The following is a 15677-nucleotide window of genomic DNA, read 5'->3' as shown; positions in this document are numbered from 1 at the left end:
CGGGTCAGCGGCTCACAGCTCGTGGCCGAGCGCGGCACCGAGCCGCGTCACCAGGTCGTACGCGGCATCCGGAATCACGGTGCCGGGCGGGAACACCGCCGTCGCCCCCGCCTCGTGCAGTGCCTCGACGTCCTGCGGCGGAATCACCCCGCCCACCACGATCATGATGTCGTCGCGGCCCTCGGCGGCCAGCTCCTCGCGGAGCGCCGGGACGAGGGTGAGGTGCCCGGCGGCCAGCGAGGAGACGCCCACGACGTGCACGTCCGCCTCCACCGCCTGCCGCGCCACCTCGGCCGGCGTCTGGAACAGCGGGCCGACGTCGACGTCGAAGCCCAGGTCGGCAAAGGCCGTCGAGATCACCTTCTGGCCGCGATCGTGGCCGTCCTGCCCCATCTTGGCGACCAGGATGCGCGGACGGCGCCCCTCGGCCTCCTCGAACTGGTCCACCAGCGCCCGGGTCCGGTCCACGGAAGGGGATTCACCTGCCTCGTTGCGGTACACACCGGAGATCGTACGGATCTGGCCCGCATGCCTTCCGTACACCTTCTCCAGGGCGTCCGAGATCTCGCCCACGGTCGCCATCGCGCGTGCCGCGTCGACGGCGAGCGCCAGCAGATTGCCTTCGAGACCGGGGCCGGGGGCCCGCTCGGCCGCCGCGGTCAGCGCCCGCAGTGCGGCCTGGCACGCCGACTCGTCGCGCTCCTCGCGCAGCCGGCGCAGCTTCTCGATCTGCTGGGTGCGCACCGAGGAGTTGTCGACCTTGAGCACATCGATCTGCTCGTCGGTCTCCACCCGGTACTTGTTGACCCCGATCACCGGCTGGCGCCCGGAGTCGATGCGCGCCTGGGTACGGGCCGCGGCCTCCTCGACCCTGAGCTTCGGGATGCCCGCGTCGATGGCCTGCGCCATGCCGCCCGCCGCCTCGACCTCCTGGATGTGCTGCCAGGCCCGGCGCGCCAGGTCGTACGTCAGCCGCTCCACGTACGCGCTGCCGCCCCACGGGTCGATGACCCGGCCGGTGCCCGACTCCTGCTGGAGCAGCAGCTGGGTATTCCGGGCGATCCGCGCCGAGAAGTCCGTCGGCAGGGCGAGGGCCTCGTCGAGCGCGTTGGTGTGCAGCGACTGGGTGTGCCCCTGGGTGGCGGCCATCGCCTCCACGCAGGTCCGCGTGACGTTGTTGAACACGTCCTGCGCGGTCAGCGACCACCCCGACGTCTGCGAATGGGTCCTCAGGGACAGCGACTTGGCGTTCTTCGGCTCGAACTCCTTGACCAGCTTGGCCCAGAGCAGCCGGGCCGCCCGCAACTTCGCGATTTCCATGAAGAAGTTCATGCCGATCGCCCAGAAGAACGACAGCCGCGGTGCGAACGAGTCCACGTCAAGACCGGCGTCCCGCCCGGCCCGCAGATACTCCACCCCGTCCGCGAGGGTGTACGCCAGCTCCAGATCGGCTGTCGCACCCGCCTCCTGGATGTGATATCCGGAGATGGAGATCGAGTTGTAGCGCGGCATCTTCTGCGAGGTGTACGCGAAGATGTCCGAGATGATCCGCATCGAGGGCTTCGGCGGATAGATGTACGTGTTGCGGACCATGAACTCCTTGAGAATGTCGTTCTGAATGGTCCCGGCCAGCTTCTCGGGCCCAACGCCCTGTTCCTCGGCGGCCACGATGTACAGCGCGAGTACGGGGAGCACCGCGCCGTTCATCGTCATGGAAACCGACATCCTGTCCAGCGGAATGCCGTCGAAGAGCTGACGCATGTCGTAGATCGAGTCGATCGCCACACCGGCCATGCCGACGTCGCCGGTCACCCGCGGGTGGTCGCTGTCGTAGCCGCGGTGGGTCGGCAGGTCGAAGGCGACGGAGAGGCCTTTCTGCCCGGCCGCGAGGTTGCGGCGGTAGAAGGCGTTGGACTCCTCGGCGGTGGAGAACCCGGCGTACTGCCGGATCGTCCAGGGCTGGTTGACATACATCGTCGGATAAGGGCCCCGCAGATACGGGGCCATGCCCGGATATGTACCGAGGAAGTCGAGCCCCTCCAGGTCGCGCCCGGTGTACAGCGGCTTGACCGTGATGCCTTCCGGGGTCTCCCACAGCAGATCGCTGTCGGAACTGCCGGAGGACTCCTTCATCGAGGCGCGCCACTGGTCCTCGGACACCTCGGCGGCGCCGCCCAGTCCGAGCTCGATGTCGGAGAAGTCAGGGATACGCATTACGCCACACCCATACGGTCGAGAAGGGAAGAGAGCACGGCCACCACATCGGAGCCCGCGAAGACGTACTCGTCGACACCGGTGTACTCGCCGGGTCGGCCCGCGAGGAACACTCGCTGGGCGCCGGCCGAGCCCAGCGCCTCGGCGACCGCCCCGGCCTGCTCGGCGTAGAGCGTGTCGCTGGAGCAGAGGCACGCCACGCCGGCCCCGCTGGCCCGGAACGCGTCGGCGGCCGTTGCCGCGTCGACCGAGACCGGGTCGTGGACCGGCTCGATCCCGCCCGCCTGGAACAGGTTCGAGGCGAACGACGCCCGCGCGGTGTGGGCCGAGGCCGGTCCGAGCGCGGCGAGGAACACCCGCGGCCGTTGCCCGGTCGCCGCGAGATGGGCGTCCGACCGGGCGCGCAGCACCTCGAAAGCCTCGTCACGACGGACCCTGGGCAGACCGCCCGATCCCGTGACGGACACCTCGGCGGGGGCCGCCTCGCGCTCCACCGCGCGCTCCGCCAGCTGCGGGAACTCACTGACCCCGGTGACCGGCTCCTTGCGTCGCGTCAGATCCTTGCTGCGTGCCGCCCAGGTGGCCGCGAGACGCTCGCCGATCATTCCCGAGCGCAAGGCGGCCTCCTGGCCGCCCGACCGCTCGATATCCTGGAAGAACGCCCAGGCGGCGTCGGCGAGTTCGGCGGTGAGCCGCTCCACGTACCAGGAACCGCCCGCCGGGTCGATCACCCGGGCCAGATGCGACTCCTCCAGCAGGATCGTCGACGTATTACGGGCGATGCGCCGGGCGAACGCGTCCGGCAGCCCCAGGGCGTGATCGAACGGCAACACGGTGACGGAGTCGGCCCCGCCGACACCCGCGCCCAGACATGCCAGCGTCGTCCGCAGCATGTTCACCCAGGGATCGCGCCGCGTCATCATCACCGAGGACGTCACCGCGTGCTGGCGCTGTGCCCCGGCGTCGGCGGCCCCGCACACCTCGGCCACCCGGGCCCACAGCCGTCGAGCGGCCCGCAGCTTGGCAATGGTCAGGAACTGATCGGCCGTCGCCGCGTACCGGAACTCCATCTGTGCGCAGGCCTCTTCGACACAGAGCCCGGCCTCCGTCAGCGCCCGCAGATAGGCGACACCTGTCGCCAGCGAAGCGCCCAGCTCCTCGGCGGCCGAGCCGCCCGCCTCGTGGTACGGCAGGGCGTCGACGGTCAGGGCCCGCAGTCCGGGATACTCCTGCGCGCACCGCCGTGCCCAGTGGACCGCCGCCGTCAGGGCGGGTTCGGCGCCGCTGCGGGCGGCCTGCCCGAGCGGGTCGGCGCCGAGGTTGCCGCGCGCGGTCTGCGCACCGACGCCCCGCTCCGCGTAGAGCCGCAGCAACTCCGTCGCCGCAGCGCCGAATTCGCCTCCTGCGTCCAGCACCACGGGAGCCAGATCGAGATATACGCCGTCCAGCGCCCCCGCCAGAGCGGACACCGGAATGCCGCCGGTACCGCCCACGGTCAACCACAGCGAGGTGACACCGTTCTCCAGATCGGCGAGCACCGCCTCGTTGAGACGCGCAGGATCCGGCAGGGTGTGCCGCTGCCGTACGTCCCAGCCGCCCGCCGCGTTGCCCTCGGCCTTGCCGCCGCGGGTGAAGGGGGCGAAGCCCGGATATCCGGCATCGGGCGCGCTATCGCGCGAGGTGTAGAGGGGGCGGGTGATGAGCCCGTCCTCCACCGTGGTGGACAGTGCTTCCTCGGCGGCCGAACCCGCGACATCCTTGCCCGATTTGCGCAGCACGCCTTCGACAAGGCTTTGCCACTGTTCATGGGCGGGGTGAGGGAACTCGGCGGCCAACGAAAGCCCGTCGGCAGGCAGGACCGTCATGCCCAGATGCTAGGTCAGGTCTCAGACGAGCAGCAGGGGCTCCGTCTGTGACCTTGCCCTCTCCGAGCGCACTTGATCCTTCACGCACCGTCGCGTACCCGTCGTGGCTCCGGTGACTTGGCGCTTCCTCCAATGGGCCTGGTATTTGCTCCATGGATCGGCTGTATGGATTGCAGTTGCGATATCAATCCGAATATCTTGTCGCACATGCAGTCCTACACAATCGGGCAGGCGGCGCGTCTGCTGGGGGTCAGCCCCGACACGGCCCGTCGCTGGGCGGACGCCGGAAGAGTCGCGACCCACCGTGACGAAGGCGGCCGCAGGCTCATCGACGGCCGTGATCTGGCCGCGTTCTCCATCGAGATCGGCCAGGGCGGGGGAGGCGAGGACGAGACCTCGTACACGTCGGCCCGCAACGCCTTCCCGGGCATCGTCACCGGAGTGAAGCTCGGCGATGTCGCGGCCCAGGTCGAGATCCAGGCAGGCCCGCACCGGCTGGTGTCGCTGCTCACCCGGGAGGCCGTCGAGGAACTCGGCCTGGAGGTCGGCATGCAGGCCACCGCTCGTGTGAAGTCCACCAACGTGCACATCGACCGTGTCTGATCGCGCATCACCTGCGACGCACATCAACTCCAAGGAGCCCCCCGTCAACATGACGACCACCTTCACCGGGCGCCGCACCGCTGCCGCCATCGCGACCGCCGCCCTGCTGTTCCCGCTCGCAGCCTGCGGCAGCGGCGACGACAACAAGAAGGACTCCGCCGCAAAGTCCGCGGCGTCGTCCGGCGCCCCCGAAGGCCGGCTGACGGTGCTGGCCGCGGCCTCGCTCACCGATGTGTTCAAGACCGCGGGTGCCGCGTACGAGAAGGAACACCCGGGTACGAAGGTGACGTTCTCCTTCGCCGGGTCCCAGGAACTCGCCGCCCAGGTCAAGCAGGGCGCACCCGCTGATGCCCTGGTCACCGCGGACACCAAGACGATGGACGGGCTGAAGTCCGACACCGGTACCCCCATCGTCATTGCCAAGAACCGCCTCGTCATCGCCACCGGGGAGGGCAACCCGGAGAAGATCGCGAACCTGAAGGACCTGACCGACCCCAAGCTCAAGGTGGTCCTGGCCGCACCCGAGGTTCCGGTCGGCCGCTACAGCAAGCAGGTCCTCGACGCCCAGAAGCTCACCGTCAAGCCGGTGTCCCAGGAGCCCAACGTCCGCGCCGTCCTCAGCAAGGTCGAGCTGGGCGAGGCCGATGCGGGCATCGTCTACAAGACCGATGCCGCCACGGCCACCGACAAGGTCGACGCCGTCGACATCCCCGACGCGCAGAACGCCGTCGCGTCCTACCCGGCGGCTACGCTGCGGCAGTCCAAGAACACCGAGGCCGCCACGGCCTTCGTGAAGTGGCTGAGCACCCCCGAGGCGCAGAAGATCCTGCAGGCCGCCGGCTTCCAGCAGCCGTAGCCGGCACGCCGTACGCACCGCAGGGGCTGCCCGGGCCGGGGAACCGGGGCAGCCCCTGCGGCTGAGCCAGTCCTGCACCTACCGACCGATCCCGGGAACCTCCGATGAAAGCCCTCCGCAGCCGTGTGCCCGGCGCGCGCACCCCTGTCGCCCTCGCGCTCCCCGCGCTGCTCGCCATCGCGTTCCTGTCGATGCCGTTGATCGGCATCCTGGCCCGTACCTCCTGGGCCGACCTGGGCACTCATCTGACCAGCCCCGGTGTCACGCAGGCGCTCAGGCTGTCCCTGCTCGTCTCGTTCTGGGCCCTGGGTCTCTCGCTCCTGCTCGGGGTGCCCCTGGCCTGGCTGCTGGCCCGGGTCGACTTCCCCGGCAAGGCGCTCGTCCGCTCGCTGGTCCTTTTGCCGATGGTGCTGCCGCCCACCGTCGGAGGCGTGGCACTGCTCCTCGGCTTCGGCCGCCGGGGTCTGCTCGGACCCTGGCTCGAGAACGCCTTCGGGATCACGCTGCCGTTCCACACCTCGGGCGCGGTGGTCGCGGCGACCTTCGTCGCGATGCCGTTCCTCGTCATCAGCCTCGAAGGAGCACTGGCCGGTCTGCGCCCCTCGTACGAAGAGACCGCCGCCTCGCTGGGGGCCTCACCGGCCCGGGTGTTCTTCACGGTCACCCTCCCGATGGTCGCCCCCGGTCTCGCCGCCGGTGCCGCACTCACCTGGGCGCGGGCGCTCGGCGAGTTCGGTGCGACCATCACCTTCGCGGGCAACCTGCCGGGCACCACCCAGACGCTGCCCCTCCAGGTCTACCTGTTGCTCCAGGACTCCCCGGAGGCCGCCACATCGGTATCGCTCCTCCTGCTCGCCATAGCCATGGCCGTACTCGTCGCTCTGCGCGGTCGCTGGACCGGAGCGCCGCGCGACCGCTCACGCGGCCCCGAGCCCGAGGCCGACGACACGGACGGCAGGGGCGATACGGACACAGCAGGCGCTCAGGCCGCCCGATGGAGCGACGAAATGCCTCCGGTTCCGCAGGAACGCCGGTCGCTGCACGCCGAGGTCACCGGCTTCAACCGGCTGACCCTCGACGCGGCGCCCGGCACCACGATCGCCGTCGTCGGACCCAACGGCGCGGGCAAGACGACCCTCCTGCGCGCGCTTCTCGGCCTGACCCCGCGCGCCCGGGCCCGACTGCGCCTCGGCGAAACCGACGTCACCGAGTTGCCCCCGCACCGCCGCCAGGTGGCCTGGGTGCCGCAGAACGGTGCGCTCTTCCCGCATCTGAGCGCACTGACGAACACGGCGTACGGGCTCCGCGCCCACGGCGTTCCCCGGGCCGAGGCCCGCCGCGAGGCGCAGCAGTGGCTCGACCGGCTGGGAGTCGGCCGTCTCGCCCACCGCAGGCCCGCCCAGCTCTCCGGTGGCCAGGCCCAGCGCGTGGCCCTGGCCCGGGCGCTCGCCGCCCGCCCCTGGCTGCTGCTGCTCGACGAGCCGCTTGCCGCGCTCGACCAGACCACCCGCGCCCATGTCCGGCACACCCTGCGCACCCATCTCGCCGGGTTCGGCGGCGTCTGTCTGATCGTCACCCACGACCCCGTCGAAGCGGTTTCACTGGCCGACCGGGTACTCGTACTCGACGAGGGCCGCACCCTCCAGTACGCGGCGCCTGCCGAGGTGACCCGGCATCCGCGCTCGCCGTGGGTCGCCCGGATGCTCGGCCGCAACGCCTGGCCCGGTACCGCTGCCCCCGATGGCACCCTCGCCCTCGCGGGCGGCGGCCGCCTGGTCGTCGCGGACTCCCTCACCGAGGGGACGGCAGCCCTTGCGATCATCGCGCCGGAAGCGGTCGCCTTGCACCACGACAGGCCCGGGGGAAGCCCCCGCAACGTCTGGCCCGGAACGGTTCGCGAGCTCACCGCCGTGGGCAGCCGGCTCCGGGTGGTGATCGTCTCCGACGAGGCTCCGGACCTGGTTGCCGAGATCACCCCCGAGGCGGCGACCGAGCTGGCTCTCAGCGAGGGGACGGCCATCTGGACCAGCGTGAAGGCAACCGAGGTCACCGTCGTCACCCTGTGACGGAATCACCTTTGTGTCCACCGATTATGGGTGATTGGCCACAATGTAGGGCTAAATGACCGAAGTTATGCTGCTGGCAATCCATCCATCCGGAGAGGACACGCCCGTGGCTGTGGGACCTGTGGAGTACCTCGTCATCGCTTTCCCGGGCAGCCGGTTCACGGGCGCCATCGCACCGGCGCTGCTCAGCTCGCCGCCGGGTTCGGCGTCGGGATCGCGACGGTCCACCGCTACGTGCGCGAGGCGACAGAGGTCCTGGCCGCGCTCGCACCGAGCTCGGCAGAGATGATGCGGACCGCAAGCCGGCCGGCCTTCGTGGTCCTCGGCGGAACCCTGCTGCCATCGACCGGATCGCCGCCGACACTCCGTACCACTCCGGCAAACACAAGCGCCACGGCATGAATATCCAAGTCCTCACCGACTTGTTCGGGCGGCCGCTTTGGGCCTCGCCCGCACTCCCGGGGCGACCCACGACCTGACTGCCGCCCGCACCCGCGGCATCATCGACGCGCTCGTCGGTATGGAACTCAAGTGCTGGGCCGACAAGGCGTACCAGGGTGCCGGCCGCCCGATCCGAGTACCCTTCCGAGGCCGCCGGCTCAAGCGGTGGAAGCGCCGGCACAACAGCACCCACGCCAAGATCCGCAGCCTCGGCGAACAGGCCATGGCCGCCCTCAAGGGTCGGCGAGTCCTGCGAAAGCTCCGCTGCGGCACCAGCCGCATCACCGACCTCGCCACGGCCGTCCCCGTCCTTCACCGCGCATCGACGTGAGGTTGGAAAGGACTCACTGTTCCATGTCGAGGTTCCATGTCGAGCGATTTACCGCGGAAGCGTGGCCCATTAAGACCAGGACACCATCTCAATATTCTGTGCTCCTGACCTGGAGGAGGGCGGTTGCAATTTCACATTTCCTTTATCTCCTTCGATGTCGTCGATCGGTGCTTCTCCGGCGTTTTACTTTGTCGATCTCCCGACCGCGTGCGACGTTTGATCCGGCCAGGTCGAATCAATTCGGATACGTGCCGGGAAAAGGGGAAGTTCATCGTGCAAACCGCCAGGGCCGTCCCGGCATCCACCGTCGTCAATCTCCGCGACCTGGGCGGCATCGCTCTGGGCCCTGACCATCGGGTCCGGACGGGTGCCGTGCTGCGCTCCGGCCAGCTCAGCGGCCTGGACGCGGCGCAGGACATGGCGGTGGCCGCGCTCGGCATCCGTACCGTCGTCGATCTGCGCACTGCCGACGAGCGTGCGGCGGCCCCCGACCGGCTGCCACCCGGTGCGCGGCTCTTCGTCGCCGATGTGCTCGGCGACAACCCGGGCGTGGCGCCCGCCCGGCTGCGTGCGCTGCTCGCCGATCCGGTCGAGGCGGAGCAGCTGCTGGGGAGCGGGAAGGCCGAGGAGATGTTTGCCGAGACCTACCGTCAGATGGTGCTCTCGCCGGGTGCCGCCGCCGCTTACCGGGCCTTCGTGGAGACGGCCGCCGACGACCGGGCCCGCCCGGTGCTCTTCCACTGCACGGCCGGCAAGGACCGTACCGGCTGGGCCACCGCGCTGCTGCTGATGCTGGTCGGTGCGTCACGGGATGTGGTGCGGGCCGAGTTCCTCGCGGTGAACCCGGTCGTTCGGGTCGCCTACGCCCCGTACGTGCAGGGCTTCCTCGATGCGGGCGGTGACCCGGAGATCGCGTCCGCGATCATCGAGGTCCGCCCCCGCTATCTCGACATGGCGCTGGACGCCATGGATGAGAGGTGGGGCGGGCTCGACGGGTATGTACGCGACGGCCTGAGAATTCCGGAGGCCGCGGTGGAGCGGCTGCGCAGCGGGCTCGTGGTGTCCGCATGAGCCGGGCGCCGAGACCCCGGTCCCTCTTCGGTGTCGTCGGCCGGCCTCTCTCGGATGTGTGAAGCAATCGGCAGGCAATGACGCACTCCTGGGTTGACTTGATACCCCTAGGGGGTATGTTGAGTCCCATCGCGGAGCCTCGCCTCCCGATGGACCCGATGGAGGACACCGTCATGAACAACGCACTGAGGATCACGGCCTTCGCCGCCGCGCTCGCCGCGACCTTCGGGACCGCGTACGCCGTGGGGAGGGGCGCCGACCCGCTCGTGGCCGCTGAGGACCGCCCCGCGCAGCAGCACGCCGGCCACGGCGCGGGAGAGGGGGGCAGGGCGAAGGGGGCGATGGGTCAAGTGGCCGGCGGACTGCAGATCTCCGACGGCGGTTACACGCTGGCCCTCGAGACGCCCACGATACGAGCAGGGGCCCGGACCGAGATCAGGTTCGCCATCACGGATGAGAATGGCCGCAAGGTCACCGCCTTTCAACGCGAGCACGGCAAGGAACTGCACTTCATCCTTGCGTCGAGCGATCTCACCGAATTCCGGCACCTGCACCCCGTCCGTGCGGCCGACGGGACGTGGTCGACCGCCGTCGACCTGACCGAGGCCGGTGGCTACCGGGCGTTCGCCGACTTCACACCGGCCGCCGAGGGTGCCGAGAACCTCACGCTGGGCGCGGATCTGGCGGTCTCCGGCACCTACCGCCCCGCGGCTCTGCCGGTCCCGCGCGCCACCGCCGAGATGGACGGCTACCGCGTCGCACTCGACGGCGAACTCCGCGCCGGCCAGGGTGGAGAGCTGAGGCTGACCGTCAGCCGGAACGGCCGGCCCGTCACCGATCTGCAGCCTTACCTCGGCGCGTACGGGCACCTGGTCGCGCTGCGCTCGGGCGACCTGGCCTATCTGCACGTCCACCCGAACGAGGGCGGCCCGGGGCCTGTGGTGTCCTTCACGGCGACGGCGCCCAGTGCGGGTACGTACAGGCTCTTCCTCGACTTCCAGCACGAAGGGAAGGTCCGCACCGCGGCGTTCACCGTCCCGGTGGCGGCATCGGGGAAGGGTGTCGTCGGCCATGAGGAGAGCGGGACAGGGGCAACCGGCGGGCACGCGCACTGAAGCGGGCGCGGGGGTGTGCCCCCCGAACCCCGAAGCGGCGTCGGGCCGACGCCCGTTGCGAGGTGACGGCGTGGGCGCAGCGGGTGCTCCTGCGGCCCCTCGGTATCGTGAAAGGGCAGGATCACGAATCCTCTGAGAGGGGCGTACGTTGACCGAACGCAAGCCTGCGGGCGTCAGCTTCGAATCATGGGTCGACAAGCAGATCCGCGAGTCCGAGCAGCGCGGCGACTTCTCGCAGTTGCCCGGATTCGGCAAGCCGCTCGACGGCCTTGACGCTCCCTATGACGAGACCTGGTGGATCAAGCAGAAGATGCAGCGGGAAGGGGTGTCGGTGCTCCCGCCGACACTGGCGCTGCGCAAAGAGGCGGAGGATGTGCGCGACGCCGTGCCCGGGGCGCGGACGGAGGCCGAGGTGCGGCGCATGCTGGCGGAGGTCAACGAGAAGATCCGGGCAGCCATCAGGCGGCCGCCGCCGGGTCCCCTGCTGAACCTCAAGCCGTTCGACATCGACGCCATGGTCGAGGAGTGGCGCGCGGACCGTCGTAGCTGTCGGGAGCCCGTAGACCCGGAAGTGGGTTCCCCGCAGCCGGATGCGTAATACTCACTTCATGACATCGAGCATTACGCGTCCGGGTGACGGGGTGCGCAGCGAGACCGTACGAATCAGGCGGGCGACCGCACGGGACACGAAGCGGCTCACCCGGCTGGTCAGGAAATCCCGCGCCTATGAGGGGCCCTACGCCGCCATGGTCGCCGGATACCGGGTGGGGCCCGACTACATCGAGACCCACCAGGTCTTCGCGGCCGTCGAGCCCGGCACCGACCGGCTCCTCGGCTTCTACTCGCTGATCCTCGCCCCGCCGGAACTCGACCTCATGTTCGTCGCCGACGATGCGCAGGGGCTGGGTATCGGGCGGCTGCTCATCGGGCACCTGCGCGACGAGGCGCAGAGCGCCGGCCTGACCGGCGTCCGCATCGTCTCGCATCCGCCCGCCGAGGGCTTCTACCGCAGTGTCGGGGCCGAACGGACCGGCACCCTTGCTGCCAGTCCGCCCGCTGTGATGTGGGACCGGCCCGAGCTGCTACTGCCGATCGCCTGACCCGACGCGGAAGGGCCCGGCCGGAACCCGTACGCGGACCCCGGCCGAACCCCCTTTCCGGCACGTCGTGTTATGAGGTCCAGCCCCCGTACGGACGCGTGATGATCTCCATGGCGTGACCGGCGGGATCGAGGAAGTAGACGCCTCGGCCGCCGTCGTTGTGGTTGATCTCGCCCGGATGCTTCTGATGCGGATCCGCGTAGTACGTGATCCCGAGCTCCTTGATGCGGGCATACGCCGTGTCGAACTCCGCCTCCGAGACGAGGAAGGCGTAGTGCTGCATGACGATCGACGCTTCGGGAATGGTCGCGAAGTCCAGGGTGACCCCGTTCGCGGTGGCGACCGGTATGAACGGGCCCCATTCCCCGCCGACTTCCAGACCCAGTATGTTCGCCAGGAACTCTGCGGACTCCCGGTTGTCCCGGGCATGAATGATGGTGTGATTCAACTCGACTGACACTGTGGAATGCCTCCAACGGGCATCTCACGGGCACCTCCACGCCTCACCCGGCCGGTGACCGACGCGCGATGCCGTACTCAAGATCCTAGGCGGGGCCTTGCCGGTCGTCGAGGCCCGGTGTGCCCGCCATGAGGTCTACGGTGGGGGAGGAGGGGAAGGCGAAGTACTCCGCGCATTCGGACGGAGGCTCACGGTGACCTCGACATCCCACCTCCCCGGAGGCCCGGGCCGCGACACAGGCCGCCACGAGACGCCGGAGGAACGGGCGGACCGGCAGTGGAACGAACTGCTCCAGGAACTGCGGGTGGCCCAGACGGGCGTCCAGATCCTGTTCGGCTTCCTGCTCGCCGTCGTCTTCCAGCCGCGCTTCACCGAGCTGTCGGACACGGACCGCACCATCTATGTGGTCACCGTGATGCTGGGCTCCGCCACCGTTGCAGCCCTCATCGGGCCCGTGTCGTACCACCGGCTGCTCACCGGACGGCGGCTCAAGCCACAGACGGTCACCTGGGCGTCACGGCTGACCGTGCTCGGGCTGGGCCTGCTGCTGTGCACCATGTGTTCCGCGCTGCTGCTCATCCTTCGGGTGGCCCTGCACAACCCTCTCGCCCTGTGGCTGGTCGGCGGCATGGCGCTGTGGTTCCTGGTCTGCTGGTTCGTGTTCCCGGCCTGGGCGCTGGCCCGCTCCTCACTCGAGCGCGAGAAGTGACCGCTGCGCGAGGGAGGTCCGTTCAGCCGGAATCGCCGGCAACGGGTCCCCGGATGTCCGTGACCGTGAAGAGCCCGCCGTCCGGGTCCAGCAGGGTCGCCTCGCTGCCCTGCCCAAGCGGACGCTGCTCGACCAGACTGCCGCCGTGCTGCCGCGCCGCCTCGATCGTGGCCGCCAGATCGGCGACGGGGAAGTGGACCTGCCAGTGCGGGCGGACCAGCGGATCGGGTGCCGCCTCCACCGCACCGGAGCTGATCCGGGCGAGCTGACGCCCTTCGCACTCGACGATGACCTCGTCCTTCTCGTACGACACCTCGCAGCACCCAGGCCGCCCGCTCGCCCAGTCGAGCACCCCGCCGTAGAAGATCGCCGCATCGAAGGCGTTCCTGGTGTGCAGGCGCAGCCATGCGTGCGAGCGGTTGTCCGGCGCGGGGGGCGAAGTCGCGGGCTCGGTCCGCTCCCAGATGCCGAACACCGCACCGTCGAGGTCCGCCGCCAGGGCCCCGCGCCCCTTGCCGAGTGCCAGCGGTCCCACCGCGACCGTGCCACTGCGCTCACGGATGCGTGAGGCCGCCGCGTCGGCGTCGGGGACGGCGAAGTATGGGGTCCACGCCACGGCCACCCGGTAGGCGGCCGCCACCGCGCCGATGCCGGCGACCGGCACATCCCCGCGGCGTGCGACAGAGAACTCCTGCCCCAGCTTGCCCGGCCGGAAGGTCCAGCCCAGCACGGCGGCGTAGAACTTCTGCGCGGATTCCAGGTCGCGGGTCATGAGGTTGACCCAGCAGGGCGCTGCGGATCCGGTCAGCGGCGCCGGCATCGACGCCGTCCCAGGATGGCTTCCGGTCATGGTCCTACTGCCTTCATCGGTTCTGCGGCCTGCGCGTGACGGCGGCCGTCGGAGCCCCACCAGCCTCACCGCGAGAGGTCGCTCCCGCAACACGCGGCACCGCCGCCCGCCTCGCCGTAGCCGCTCAGTGAGGCGTCTGCGTCCCCTGGTCTCCCGGAGGCCGGTCACGCTGCTCGTCGCTGTCGCGATGGATGGTCTCGCTTCCGTGGTCACCGAGCTCATAGGGGGACAGGCCCCGGCCGTCGGGCGGGAAGCTGTCGTCGCCGTGGACATCGCGTTGCTCGATATGGCTCCGGTGGTCGGGCCGCAGCGGCTGCTCCTCGGGCCGGGGCGGAGGCAGCTCCTGGGCTCGGCGTCGCCTGCCCAGCCAGACGGCACCGATCAGCACGCCCACCAGTGCCACTCCGACAATGCCCATGATCGCGCCGGTCGCGCCCCGCCCGTCGGCGAGGGTGAGGGCCAGCGAACTGAGATCTCCGTTCGATACGTCCATGCCTCCCGGATACCCCGAGGCAGAGGCATCACTCGGCAATGACTGTGAATTCATGTTTTAAGTGGATATGAACCTAAAAGTGTTTCGGTCCCGCGAGGGGCGATCGGAGGGGGTTCGCGGCGCCTGGACCATCCACTTGCCGACGGCTTCGTGTCGCCGTCACCCAGCCGTGGGGCGAGCCTGGAGAGGATCCTTGAATCGCTGGAGGGAAGCGAATGGGAGTGCCGAATCCGCTCAGCCGGTGGCCGGTCTGCCGGCAGTTGACCGGTGGTGATCCGCTTGGGCAGCGGGCGTGCCGCGATGACGCCCGCGACGGAGGACCTCAGGCCCCGCACCGCCACGTCCGGCCGGGTCGTGCAGTCGGTCTGTCCGTACTGCGCGGTCGGCTGCGGTCGACAGGTGTACGTCAAGGACGACCGGGTCGTTCAGATCGAGGGCGACCCCGATTCGCCGATCAGCCGGGGACGGCTCTGTCCGAAGGGTTCCGTGACGCTCCAGCTCACCACGGGCCCGTCCCGCCGCCACCAGGTGTTGCACCGGCGCCCGTACGCGACCGACCGGGAGCCGCTCGACCTGGATCCCGCCATGGACATGGTCGCCGACCGGGTGGTCGAGACCCGGTGCAGGATCAGGGAGTGGGAGCACGAGGGGCTCCGCGCGGCCCGCACGCCAGGTATCGCGGGTCTCGGCGGGCGCGCCCAGGACAGGGAGCCGCTCTCCGAGTACACCGAACTCAAGGACGACGGTTCGACCGCCTGCGGCTGCTGGATCCACTGCGGGGTGTACGCGGACGACGTCAACCAGGCCGCCCGCCGCAAGCCGCACACCGACAGGACTGGGTGGCCGCCGAGTGGGCCCGGGCCTGGCCGGCCAACCGCCGCATCCTCTGCAAACGGGCCGCGGCGGCCCCCGGCTCGCCCCGCTCGCCGGTTCGGCCTGCACACGCTTCGGGATCTTCGCGGCAGGCATCGCCTCCGCCGAGGACCCCGTCTACACCGTCGGCCCCCAGCGCGGGGACGCACCACACAACGCCGAGCGGAAGGAACCGCGGTGAACAGCATCAAGGAGAAGCAGACGGAGGAGAGCTCGCACGTCGAGGACGTCTCTGTCGTCATCAGCGGGTGCGATACGGGCGACGCGCGGATGGTCTTCGACGCGCTGCGGGCCGCCTTCACCACCGACCGGGCCTCGGTCGACGTACCGAAGAAACTCGCGGAAAGGCGCCCCACCGCATGGGTGGCGACCGTCGATGTCACCGAGGAGAGAGTGGTCTCGGGACCGGTCTCACTCGGCGGACCCGTGTCGGTCGATGTGCAGGGCGGCTACTGGGCGGTCGAACGGCTCAGGCGGAGCCTGGCGCATGCCTTCGATGTACGGGTCGTCGGGACGGTCTCCGGAGATCAGGAGGAAGAGGTACGCCTCCGCCTGAAAAGCCGAGAGAGTTGAGAAAGCCGAGAGGGCCGAGAGGGTCGACAGGCCGACAGGCCACGGCCCGGCGACGGA

14 protein-coding genes and 3 pseudogenes are annotated in these 15677 nt (G+C 69.9%); 12 read left to right on the top strand and 5 right to left on the bottom strand.

Annotated features, from left to right (window positions below; translation table 11 throughout):
- Nucleotides 1–12: 12 nt before the first annotated feature.
- Nucleotides 13–2214, bottom strand: a complete 2202-nt coding sequence (scpA, locus tag ACIPEK_RS34390) for a methylmalonyl-CoA mutase (RefSeq protein ID WP_402004346.1) — start codon at nt 2212–2214, stop codon at nt 13–15.
- A complete protein-coding gene (gene mutA, locus ACIPEK_RS34385; protein WP_402004343.1) occupies nt 2214–4079 on the bottom strand; it encodes a methylmalonyl-CoA mutase small subunit in 1866 nt (621 codons plus the stop codon). Before mutA ends, scpA begins: the two co-directional genes overlap by 1 nt.
- Nucleotides 4080–4286: 207 nt before the next feature.
- Here mutA and ACIPEK_RS34380 point away from each other — a divergent pair, with 207 nt between their 5' ends.
- The 9 genes and pseudogenes from ACIPEK_RS34380 (at nt 4287) to ACIPEK_RS34340 (ending at nt 11662) form a co-directional block, all read left to right on the top strand.
- Complete coding sequence (locus ACIPEK_RS34380; protein WP_383074873.1) at nt 4287–4682, top strand: molybdopterin-binding protein; 396 nt, start codon at nt 4287–4289, stop codon at nt 4680–4682.
- A 49-nt stretch (nt 4683–4731) separates the two neighbouring features.
- Nucleotides 4732–5538: a molybdate ABC transporter substrate-binding protein gene (modA, locus tag ACIPEK_RS34375; protein ID WP_402004339.1), complete on the top strand. Its 807-nt coding sequence runs from the start codon at nt 4732–4734 to the stop codon at nt 5536–5538.
- A gap of 104 nt (nt 5539–5642) precedes the next feature.
- Nucleotides 5643–7604: an ABC transporter permease gene (locus ACIPEK_RS34370; protein WP_402004336.1), complete on the top strand. Its 1962-nt coding sequence runs from the start codon at nt 5643–5645 to the stop codon at nt 7602–7604.
- Nucleotides 7605–7710: 106 nt separating this feature from the next.
- Nucleotides 7711–7812 (top strand): annotated as a pseudogene (locus ACIPEK_RS34365) (SHOCT domain-containing protein); the annotation flags it as partial.
- A pseudogene (locus ACIPEK_RS34360) lies at nt 7788–8376 on the top strand (transposase family protein); the annotation flags it as partial. The pseudogenes ACIPEK_RS34365 and ACIPEK_RS34360, both read left to right, overlap by 25 nt.
- A gap of 273 nt (nt 8377–8649) precedes the next feature.
- Nucleotides 8650–9447: a tyrosine-protein phosphatase gene (locus ACIPEK_RS34355; RefSeq protein ID WP_402004333.1), complete on the top strand. Its 798-nt coding sequence runs from the start codon at nt 8650–8652 to the stop codon at nt 9445–9447.
- Nucleotides 9448–9620: 173 nt separating this feature from the next.
- The gene (locus ACIPEK_RS34350) at nt 9621–10562 is read left to right on the top strand and encodes a hypothetical protein (RefSeq protein WP_402004330.1); all 942 of its coding nucleotides are present in this window, start codon (nt 9621–9623) and stop codon (nt 10560–10562) included.
- A gap of 148 nt (nt 10563–10710) precedes the next feature.
- Nucleotides 10711–11160: a DUF1992 domain-containing protein gene (locus ACIPEK_RS34345; RefSeq protein ID WP_402004327.1), complete on the top strand. Its 450-nt coding sequence runs from the start codon at nt 10711–10713 to the stop codon at nt 11158–11160.
- 10 nt (nt 11161–11170) lie between these two features.
- Nucleotides 11171–11662, top strand: coding sequence for a GNAT family N-acetyltransferase (locus tag ACIPEK_RS34340; RefSeq protein ID WP_383074894.1), 492 nt, complete (start codon nt 11171–11173; stop codon nt 11660–11662).
- 70 nt (nt 11663–11732) lie between these two features.
- Here ACIPEK_RS34340 and ACIPEK_RS34335 read toward each other — a convergent pair whose 3' ends face one another.
- The gene (locus ACIPEK_RS34335) at nt 11733–12122 is read right to left on the bottom strand and encodes a VOC family protein (protein WP_114242823.1); all 390 of its coding nucleotides are present in this window, start codon (nt 12120–12122) and stop codon (nt 11733–11735) included.
- 193 nt (nt 12123–12315) lie between these two features.
- Between ACIPEK_RS34335 and ACIPEK_RS34330 the strand changes: the two genes are divergently transcribed.
- Nucleotides 12316–12831, top strand: a complete 516-nt coding sequence (locus tag ACIPEK_RS34330) for a DUF6328 family protein (RefSeq protein WP_383074897.1) — start codon at nt 12316–12318, stop codon at nt 12829–12831.
- A gap of 22 nt (nt 12832–12853) precedes the next feature.
- Here ACIPEK_RS34330 and ACIPEK_RS34325 read toward each other — a convergent pair whose 3' ends face one another.
- Nucleotides 12854–13681: a VOC family protein gene (locus ACIPEK_RS34325; RefSeq protein ID WP_402004322.1), complete on the bottom strand. Its 828-nt coding sequence runs from the start codon at nt 13679–13681 to the stop codon at nt 12854–12856.
- Between the two features lie 124 nt (nt 13682–13805).
- Nucleotides 13806–14174, bottom strand: a complete 369-nt coding sequence (locus ACIPEK_RS34320) for a DUF6479 family protein (RefSeq protein WP_383074901.1) — start codon at nt 14172–14174, stop codon at nt 13806–13808.
- A 215-nt stretch (nt 14175–14389) separates the two neighbouring features.
- Between ACIPEK_RS34320 and ACIPEK_RS34315 the strand changes: the two are divergent.
- Both ACIPEK_RS34315 and ACIPEK_RS34310 read left to right on the top strand, forming a co-directional pair.
- Nucleotides 14390–14885, top strand: a pseudogene (locus ACIPEK_RS34315) (formate dehydrogenase); the annotation flags it as partial.
- Nucleotides 14886–15224: 339 nt separating this feature from the next.
- Nucleotides 15225–15620, top strand: coding sequence for a hypothetical protein (locus ACIPEK_RS34310; RefSeq protein WP_402004420.1), 396 nt, complete (start codon nt 15225–15227; stop codon nt 15618–15620).
- The last annotated feature ends 57 nt before the right edge of the window (nt 15621–15677 follow it).

Origin of the sequence: Streptomyces sp. NPDC088246, assembly GCF_044741025.1 — a bacterium.
GTDB lineage: Bacteria > Actinomycetota > Actinomycetes > Streptomycetales > Streptomycetaceae > Streptomyces.
The sequence above is the reverse complement of the archived record's forward strand: the minus strand, read 5'-3'. Positions and strand labels throughout refer to the sequence as shown.